This window comes from Vibrio sp. 03_296 (genome assembly GCF_002265885.1).
This window is the reverse complement of sequence record NZ_NPKW01000698.1, coordinates 1-1,038: the sequence shown is the minus strand read 5'-3', so window position 1 is coordinate 1,038 and position 1,038 is coordinate 1. Positions and strand designations below refer to the sequence as shown.

The following is a 1,038-nucleotide window of genomic DNA, read 5'->3' as shown; positions in this document are numbered from 1 at the left end:
CGGCAATGCCAAAGGCAGAATACCGAGTTCCACTGATCAAAGAGAGTTTTCACACAGCCATGAACCCGTAGCGACGCCAATGGAAAACAGTGCCAGCAACACAGAAACGRCCGTGCTGTCTGCATAGAGGTGCGTTTTTGCGAAGTTGGGGAACTGAGTCAGGTAGGTGGCGCCTAAAAACCAAAACCAACTGATGGCTAAGATCGCCATCCAGATTCCACGATTTTTCTGCGCATTCTTCAGCGTGCTGACTAAGCCGGAAATAGGTTTGAACTGTACTTTTTTAGCAGGTGTTTGCAATGGTAGTGCGGGCATTTTTTTGGCTGCTGATCAACGACCAAGTACGCCAGACACCAATACTAAGCCTCGCGGTAATGTAGAGCCCATTTTCTAACGCAATCAGCACGCCTGCGGTGAGTGTGCCAAGCAAAATAGAAACGAAGGTGCCCATCTCTACCCAAGCATTGCCTTTGACCAACTCGTTGGCTTTGAGTGCTTGTGGAAGCAGGGAGTATTTAACCGGGCCAAAATAGGCCGATTGAGTCCCGGTGAGAAAGAGCGAAGATCAGCATGCGATGTAGCTTTGCGTCAAAATGGCGATGGCGGCGCAGCCCATCACCAACAGTTCAATCTGTTTTAGRCGCTTAATTAATCGTGCCTTGTCCATATTGTCAGCGACTTGCCCAGCATGGGCTGAAAAAGAAGGAAAGGTAAGATAGAAATGAAGCCCGCCGCGAGATTCACAAATAAGTCAATGGGCAGTGGAAGCTGTTCCACTTGGCTATAAGTCACCATCAGCAGTAACACATTCTTATAGATATTATCGTTGAGGGCACCCAAGCACTGAGTGCAGAAGTAAGGAAAAATCGACGCGATAAAACATGTTAGCCTCTTTGATCTTGTTTAGTGCCTTGCTGAGTTCATTACTATCATGAAGAAAAGAACGAAAGCGCAGCCACAGTCCTTTGTGTCTAAATATTCAAACGAGTACAGAAAATGCCTCGGTTTCTTTTGTCTTTTGTGAATCAGAGCGGGAAG

1 pseudogene is annotated in these 1,038 nt (G+C 47.0%); it reads right to left on the bottom strand.

Features of this window, described 5'->3' with window-relative positions:
• Window positions 1-39: 39 nt before the first annotated feature.
• Window positions 40-876, bottom strand: a pseudogene (locus CIK04_RS27220) (MFS transporter); the annotation flags it as partial.
• Window positions 877-1,038 lie beyond the last annotated feature (162 nt).